We start from the raw sequence: 7,429 nt of genomic DNA on the forward strand, positions 1-7,429 counted from the left end.
GCGTATTTGATGTGCCGTCGGTTACTGGCGTCGCCGGAAACGTTGCGGTGCATGACACATCTGATACGGGTGATAACGGTGGCTCCGATGATTCTGGTGCCACCCATGCCGGTGGTTCTGTGGGGTACTCCGGTGGAAACGCTGATGGGAATCCCAAGGGAAATCCCGATGGAAACCATGACGGTGAGGCAGGCAACGGCTCTGCCAGCGATCTGTCGCTCGACAGGGCCGGATGGCTGCGCTCGCAGGCGTTGCACATGGCGGATGCCGCACGAGGGGCGATGCCATGCCTGAATATCACCATTGATGAGGCGCGTCTGCTGCGCTTCGGCCAGCGCATCGAGCGCAGTGGTCTGCGCAAGGACACGGCGTATGCTGCGATCGCGCCGTTTGTGTGCGATGCGAGCCACAGTGGCGATGACGGAGATGGTGACGCTGAGCTCGGTGATCTCGTTGCCATCGTCGAACGCGCGAATGCCCATCAGATCAAGCCGGTGACAGTGTTCACGGCTGCGCAGTGAGCGTGGCTGCCTACGTTCGATACGGTGAATGCACGGTTTTCGATGCCGCCCACTACAGTAGACGCGGCATCTTGAATCGTGGCATGCGGACGGATCGGTGTGCGATGGCGTGCGATGGCATCTTCTCGCACATGATCGGTCTGCGGCGTTGACCGCAATGGTCTTCAATGAACAGCAACAGCAAGGACGGCAATGGATATCACGTACCTGACTCCGGATGAGAACGGCGACATCGCGTGGCCGGATTTCGATCGCAATCGTCGCTCCGTCGTGACGCTGGGCGCATTCGATGGCATGCATCGTGGGCATCAGGCGGTGATCGATCGCGTGGTGGCATTGGCGAAGAAGCATGACGCGATGTCGATCGTCATTCTGTTTGATCCTCGTCCTGCATTCGTTCATGGGTGGGCGGCCGCGCATGACGGTGAAGAGCCTTCCGACGATGTGACCGATGTGAATGCGCTGAGCGGGGTTGATGATCGTTTGGCGTATATGCGTCGGGCCGGTGTGGAGCATGCGCTGGTGGTTCGTTACTCGCTGGCATTTGCGGCGAAGTCGTATCTGTTCTTCCTTGGCCAGTGCACTGGCAGACTGGGTATGCGCACGTTGGTGTTGGGTGCTGATGCCGCGCTTGGCGCAGGGCGGAAGGGCGATGTGAAGACCATCGCCGCTCTCGCTGCCTCCGCCGGGGTGTTCGAGCTTGATGTGGTTGATGACCTCGGTCCTGGTGAGGTGAGGATTCCTCGAGATTGGAAGCCGCAGATGCCGGATGCGTGGGGAGAGCCGGCTGATCCGCTGGCCGTCGCGTCGAAGGCGGAACGCCGTGCGTGGAGCAAGCGTCATCAGGCGAGGAGCGTGCGCGCATGGAGTTCCAGCAATGTGCGCTATCTGCTGGGACATGGACGCATCAAGGATGCCAATGAGATTCTCGGGCGTGCGCACGGTGTCATCGGCACGGTGGTGCACGGAGAGGAGCGCGGACGCACGATCGGTTTTCCCACGGCGAACCTGAGTGCGGATGTCATCGGATATCTGCCGGTCGATGGCGTATATGCAGGTTGGCTGATTGATCTTGGTTCCGTGGCTGACGTTGACACCGATGCCGGTGCTGGAACCGATGCGACTGTGGAAGCCGACGATACCACTGCTGCGAAGAGCGGGGCGCGATGGCCAGCGGCCATTTCCATCGGGACCAAACCGACGTTCAGCGAGAAGACCGGACTGCACGAGCGCGTGGTCGAAGCCTACTGCATCACCGACGACTGGTTGGAACTGTACGGTCACCGGGTGCGTGTCGAGTTCGCCGGTTTCCTTCGCCCGCAGGTAAGGTTCGACGGTGTCGACGCGCTGAAGGCAGAACTTGCCCGTAACGTCGAGGAGACCAAGCGCCTGACGGCATGATGTGCTGTTTGCCACTGTAAAGTGCATCTTGGTCCTCCTGCCAATAGGGTGTTCGTTGAGTTCGCTAGCGGTTCGTTGGTAACTGATCGGTCTGGTGTCATTGGTTGCCCAATTGCTAGTGATCTGTCTCGCAAATAATGACGAGACAGACCACTAGGAGCACATAGCAGGCGCTTTCGCGCCCGCTACGAAAGCAGGGCGTCTAGGGCGTTGCGCAGCGTAGCGGTCTGCACAATGTGCATGCCCGGTATGCTGAGCTGCTTTCGCATGCGCGGCACTACGGCGGTGGTGAAACCGAGACGCGACGCTTCGCGCAGTCGGTATTCGAGGCGCGGTACAGGGCGAACCTGACCGGTCAGCGATATCTCGCCTATGGCGCAGGTGGTCCGCCGTATGGGCTGGGACTTGGCTGCGCTCGCCAACGCGGCTGTGATAGCCAGATCGCAAGCCGGCTCTTTGGCGAGACCGCCCGCGATCGTCGACACATAGAGGTCGTTCGCCAGAAGATTCACCTTGCCGTGGCGGTAAAGCACGGCCGTCAGCATCGCGATGCGATTGGAATCGACTCCGTTGACGGCACGTCTGGGCGTCGGCAGCACCGAAGCGGTGACCAGCGATTGGATCTCGATTGGCAGCGAGCGATGCCCATCCAGTGTGAACGTCACGCACGTGCCCTCCACAGGCGCGTCTGCGGATGCGTCGCCGTCAGCCGTGCCGCCGCCCGACGACAGAAACAGCCCGGACGGGTCGCTCACCTCTTCAATGCCTTCGCCGCTCATATCGAAGCAGCCAACCTCATCAGTAGGGCCGAAGCGATTCTTGACGCTGCGCAGCATGCGCAAGGCGGTCTGGGAATCGCCCTCGAACTGACACACCACATCCACCAGATGCTCCAATGTGCGCGGACCTGCAATGGAACCGTCTTTGGTGACGTGCCCGACCAGCAGGACGGGAACATCAAGGCTCTTGGCGGTGTCGATCAGAGCGCTCGCCACCTCGCGCACCTGAGTCGAGCCGCCCGATATACCATCGACATTCTGTGAGACGATGGTCTGCGCGGAATCGACGATCGCCAGTGCCGGTCGCTCCTGTTCGATCAGTCCCAAAACGGTGGACAGGTCTGTCGTGGATGCAAGCAGGAGGTTGCCGAGCACTGCGCCGATGCGTGATGCGCGTAGTCGCACCTGCGCCCGTGATTCCTCGCCGGAAATATAGAGGACCGTTGCGTCGGGGTGAGTGCGGGCGATCGCCCCGGCTGTCTCCAGTAGCAGCGTGGATTTGCCGATGCCCGGCTCGCCTGCGACGAGCACGACCGCTCCAGGTACGATCCCACCGCCAAGCACTCGATCGAATTCGGAGAATCCGGTGGGGATGCGCTCGACGCTTGTAGTACTCACTTCGGTGATGGGCGTGGCGGTTCCCTCGGCGACAGCCACGGCGGATGTGCGCGAGGTGCGGCCGGGCGCAGCCGTTCTGGTGCCTGACGCGCCTGAACGGGGTGCCGCGGACGCGGCGCGCGGCTCGTGGAATTCCGAGATCGTGCCCCATTGGCCGCATTCGGGGCAGCGGCCGTACCATTTGACGCCGTTCCAGCCACATTCGGAACAGACGTATTGAGTCGTTGTCTTTGCCATGATGTCACAGTAACAACACGCGCGGACAAATGTTCGATAGTTTGTGTACTATGAGAACAAGCGTTCTATTACGAAGGTGGTGTGTGATGCGCAATACGGACTTGCCAAGAGTGGATTCGGCACATGCGGGCGATACTCGGCCATTGTCTGGCATTGGGTCAGGAAGCTGTGAGACAATCGGACTCATGCCGAATACGTCGAATCAGATTTCTCGTTCCCCGCAGCCTTCGTCGCAGCAGCCGCAGGTGCAGCAGTCGTCGCATGGCAAGCTGTTCGTCGTGGTGATTGCGGCGGTCGTGGTGATTGTGCTGTCGCTGTTGTCCGCATTTGTATGGCCTGGCTGGGCGATCAACCACGGGGCCAATGCTTCCGGAGAGTCCGAAAACGCCGTCTCGCAGACCGATGACAAAACCGGTGACAAAGCCAAGGACAGCGAGCCTACCAAACCAAGCATCGCCGCCACTCCGTTAGCCGATGGATCCTCCGAATTGGTCAAGGCTCTGCCGGACAGCGTGCTCAATTATGTGCGTTCGAAGGTGGAGACATCAGCGCAGTGGTCATCGAGCTCGCCGTTGGAGGAGTACACGGTGACCTATTCGACTGGAGTCAAATCAAAGGATGTCACGCTTATCGTCGCACAATGGTCCACGGCGACGAACGCCAAAGCACAATACGACTCCGTGGCGGCCGCCCTGACGGGCGACGAGCTGGCGAGTGGCAATGTCAAGGTCTCCGGTACGACGACCGGAACTTACACCGTGCACAAGGATGCGTCGAATGAGGCGAATTCGGTCGCCGTTTGGCAAAATGACACGGTGGTGTTTCAGGCAACCGGCGCAAAGGCTGCGGTGGACAGATTCTACAAGGAATTCCCACTATGACGATCTGGCTGATTCGGCTGATTGACGCTTGATCGGCTGCGACTCGGGTGGTGATCTACGGTGACTGGCTCGAGTGGCTTGGAAATCTGCTGTTCGGGAATCCGAGGTCTGGATGCCTTCCGGTGGTTTGTTCATCGTGGGTTCATTCACTGTTTTACGGTACGTTCCATGAAAACGCCGTGACGTTCGTCCCCTAAGTCGTGTACTATTGGGCAAGTTGCAATCTTTCACGTACAAGGAGGCTGACGATGGGCTCGGTCATCAAGAAGCGCCGCAAGCGGATGAGCAAGAAGAAGCACCGCAAAATGCTGCGTAAGACTCGCCACCAGCGCAAGTAGTCTTTCGCTCACATGGTGAGCCACAAAGCCCCTTACGGACAATGACCGTAAGGGGCTTTTCGCTATGCAACAGCTGTAATGCCGGATGATTCCGATGCGCCAGCTCAGTCATTGCTTCGCGAGGAAGGTGTGCAGTTGGTCAATGTGTGCAGTTGATCACCCAAAAGACAAACACCTTGAAGAGAAGGAGCCGAAGCGGTAGTCTCAAAAGAAAAAACGGAGAGCACCATGCACAGGTGCTCTCCGATGTGCTCTCCGACTCCGATGTGTCGAATTGAATCGGATTGAATCGAATGCTGAAGAACGGCTTACTTGTTGCTGTTGGTCAGCACGCGCGGGCCATTCGGATCGCCCACGATGACCTGATCGACCATGTTGAGGAACAGGCCGTGCTCGACCACGCCGACCGTGGTGATGAGATCCTCGGCCAGATCCTTCGGATGATCGATGCGCTCCAAGTGCAGATCGACCACGTAGTTGTTCTCGTCGGTGCGCACCGGCTTGCCCTCGGCATCGAGACGCAGCGTCGGCTTGTAGCCGCGCGTCTCAAAACGTTTGATGACATGTCCGGCACCGAACGGAATCACCTCGACCGGCAGCGGGAACTTGCCGATCGTGTCGACCACCTTGGACTCATCGACGATCCAGACGATCTTGTTTGAATTCGTCGCGACGATCTTCTCCCACAGGAGCGCAGCGCCGCCGCCCTTGATGCCGTTGAAGTTCTTGTCCACCTCATCGGCGCCATCGATCGTGATGTCGATGTGATCGACATCGTCGATGTCGACGATCTTGATGCCGTAGCCCTCGGCCTGCTCCTGCGTGCGGCGCGACGTGGTGACGCCCGTGAACGTCAGCCCCTCCTCCTGAACGCGGCGGCCGAGTTCATCGACTAGGAATCGGACGGTCGAACCGGTGCCGAGGCCTGCGATCATGCCGCTGTGAATCAGCTTTGCGGCTTCGATGCCGGCCGCCTTCTTCAATGCATCCTGCTGTGCCTTATCCATGTGTGCTCCTTATCGGGCTTGGTGATCCAAGGATTGACGTCGGTTCCTATACTATCCGAGGGGTGGCCGTCCGCAGCCGCCGATTCCCGTATTGTTGACGCCCGTTGCCGCACGATTGTTCATGCGTTCACATTTGCTGGCGAAAGCTGAACGCGCTGCGTGATCCATGCGCAAGGTCTAGTGCGCCTATGAGCGGCGGATTGCGAACGGCGCGTCGGTCAGCGTAATCGTGCCGTCGCCGTTCACGTAGCCTTCGACCGCAACCGTACCGCGAATCATGCGCGGAGTGCCGTCATATGTCGGACTGGATGACGGCGGCGGCGAAAACCGCAGTGTTCCCGACACGGTCAGTCCAGAAGCGACCGTTGCCGACTGCGCGCTGGGCATAGCGGTGGCGGTGTTCTGCTGGGCTGCAGCGTTCTGCTGGGCTGCAGCGTTCTGCTGGGCGGCGGCTGACTGGGGTGCGGCGGCAGGCTGCGTTGCAGCAGAAGGCTGGATTGCGGTGGTGGATTGGACCGCTGGGGTGGATTGCGCGGTATCGGAATGGGCGGAAGCCGCGAGAGCGCCGGGTCGGCGTTGTGCAGATGCGACGGAAGAAGTGTCGGCGACATCGGCTGCCGTTTCGGCCGCGTCTGCGGGCCTCTCGCGATCGGACAGAACGCCCGATGACGCGGCATCAGCATCGTGCAACGGACCGTATTCCGCAAGATCGGCGGGTACGCCCTCCGGTTCGGCAAGCGCATCGATCAACGAGCGCTTCGCCGAACGCGCCGAACGCGTCGGCTGCGCAGTCGACGAATCCGACATGCCGACGCCGCCCCGAGCGGCGGAAACGCCGGCATCCGAATCCTCGCCGCGACCAAGATGATATTGCGCGGCGCTGATACGACCATCCATCAGCATGCGTGCGTCCTCGGGCACGTCGGTGCCCTTGGCATACTCCGAAGCAAGCAGCGACTGCCAGCCTTCCAGCGGCAGATATCCGTCGCGTACACCGGATCGGCAATCGCCGGCATAGGCGCGCGCCAGATCGTCGACCTTCTCGTTGCCGGCGTTGCCCGCATGACCCTTCACCCAGACGAATTTGACCGAGCCGTCGCGACGGGCAAGCTCCGCGTCGATCGCCTTGATCAACGCCGCGTTCTTCACAGGCTTCTTCTGCGCGTTCTTCCAACCGTTTCGCTTCCACCCCTGCACCCACTTGGTGGAACAGTTGATCGCATACTGGGAATCCGTTTCGATGATGAGCGGTTCGTCGCCCGGATGCGCGCGCAGCGCCTCAAGCACGGCGCACAGCTCGCCGATCTGATTCGTGCCGTTCGTCGCGCCACCGGCGTCGCAGTCGCCGGGATGCTCGTGACCGGTCGTGCCGCCCGCATGCGGGGTGTGGTCGGCCCAGGCCCAGCCCATGGGGCCATTCGGATTTCCGAGGGCGGATCCGTCGGTGGATAGGGTGATGGTCATGTGGTGTGCGCCTCCTGGTTGATCCGAATGGCCCCTTCGCGGGCGCCGGTGGCGTCTACCTGCGTTGTCGTCATGATGCTCAGGATACCCGTATTGCGCAAACGTCACCTTGGGGGGTGCTCTGCGAGTGCGGTATGTCCCCATGATGTAGGGAATATCGCATGGTGTAGGGATCGGAGATGT

The 7,429-nt window shown here is 60.6% G+C and carries 6 protein-coding genes; 3 read left to right on the top strand and 3 right to left on the bottom strand.

What is annotated here, in order from left to right:
- Nucleotides 1–713: 713 nt before the first annotated feature.
- Nucleotides 714–1,922, top strand: coding sequence for a bifunctional riboflavin kinase/FMN adenylyltransferase (gene ribF / locus EHS19_RS06545; protein WP_151916974.1), 1,209 nt, complete (start codon nt 714–716; stop codon nt 1,920–1,922).
- Nucleotides 1,923–2,107: 185 nt separating this feature from the next.
- On the opposite strand, the gene radA is transcribed toward ribF, so the two are convergent.
- A complete protein-coding gene (gene radA, locus EHS19_RS06550) occupies nt 2,108–3,556 on the bottom strand; it encodes a DNA repair protein RadA (protein ID WP_151916975.1) in 1,449 nt (482 codons plus the stop codon).
- Between the two features lie 206 nt (nt 3,557–3,762).
- On the opposite strand from radA, the gene EHS19_RS06555 reads away from it, so the two are divergent.
- A complete protein-coding gene (locus EHS19_RS06555) occupies nt 3,763–4,437 on the top strand; it encodes a hypothetical protein (RefSeq protein WP_421745373.1) in 675 nt (224 codons plus the stop codon).
- A 248-nt stretch (nt 4,438–4,685) separates the two neighbouring features.
- Nucleotides 4,686–4,775, top strand: a complete 90-nt coding sequence (locus EHS19_RS06560) for a 30S ribosomal protein bS22 (protein ID WP_003817716.1) — start codon at nt 4,686–4,688, stop codon at nt 4,773–4,775.
- A 308-nt stretch (nt 4,776–5,083) separates the two neighbouring features.
- Here EHS19_RS06560 and rpiA read toward each other — a convergent pair whose 3' ends face one another.
- Nucleotides 5,084–5,782: a ribose-5-phosphate isomerase RpiA gene (gene rpiA, locus EHS19_RS06565; protein WP_151916976.1), complete on the bottom strand. Its 699-nt coding sequence runs from the start codon at nt 5,780–5,782 to the stop codon at nt 5,084–5,086.
- 186 nt (nt 5,783–5,968) lie between these two features.
- Nucleotides 5,969–7,246, bottom strand: a complete 1,278-nt coding sequence (locus EHS19_RS06570) for a ribonuclease H family protein (RefSeq protein WP_151916977.1) — start codon at nt 7,244–7,246, stop codon at nt 5,969–5,971.
- Nucleotides 7,247–7,429 lie beyond the last annotated feature (183 nt).

This window comes from Bifidobacterium jacchi (genome assembly GCF_009078285.1).
GTDB lineage: Bacteria > Actinomycetota > Actinomycetes > Actinomycetales > Bifidobacteriaceae > Bifidobacterium > Bifidobacterium jacchi.

Excerpts from the sequence above, each read along its gene's own strand:
- ribF (WP_151916974.1), top strand. The coding sequence starts at position 714 with ATGGATATCACGTACCTGACTCCGGATGAGAACGGCGACATCGCGTGG.
- radA (WP_151916975.1), bottom strand. The coding sequence starts at position 3,556 with ATGGCAAAGACAACGACTCAATACGTCTGTTCCGAATGTGGCTGGAAC.
- EHS19_RS06560 (WP_003817716.1), top strand. The coding sequence starts at position 4,686 with ATGGGCTCGGTCATCAAGAAGCGCCGCAAGCGGATGAGCAAGAAGAAG.
- rpiA (WP_151916976.1), bottom strand. The coding sequence starts at position 5,782 with ATGGATAAGGCACAGCAGGATGCATTGAAGAAGGCGGCCGGCATCGAA.
- EHS19_RS06570 (WP_151916977.1), bottom strand. The coding sequence starts at position 7,246 with ATGACCATCACCCTATCCACCGACGGATCCGCCCTCGGAAATCCGAAT.